This window comes from Staphylococcus sp. EG-SA-2, from assembly GCF_017152085.1.
Genome location: NZ_JACYHC010000353.1, coordinates 1 through 297, shown reverse-complemented (window position 1 = coordinate 297; position 297 = coordinate 1). Strand labels below are relative to the sequence as shown.

General features: G+C 33.0%; 1 pseudogene. It reads left to right on the top strand.

Going from position 1 to position 297, the window contains the following annotated elements:
- Positions 1–28: 28 nt before the first annotated feature.
- Positions 29–297 (top strand): annotated as a pseudogene (locus IDG60_RS03370) (diphosphomevalonate decarboxylase); the annotation flags it as partial.

Here is a 297-nt window from a genome sequence, read left to right as displayed (position 1 = left end):
TGGATTGAGAATTTAGGAGGTTAATGCGTTGATTAAAAGTGGCAAAGCACGTGCACATACGAATATTGCACTTATAAAATATTGGGGTAAAAAAGATGAAGCACTAATCATTCCAATGAATAATAGCATATCTGTTACATTAGAAAAATTTTACACTGAAACGAAAGTCACTTTTAACGACCAGTTAACACAGGATCAATTTTGGTTGAATGGTGAAAAGGTTAGTGGCAAAGAATTAGAGAAAATTTCAAAATATATGGATATTGTCAGAAATAGAGCTGGCATCGATTGGTATGC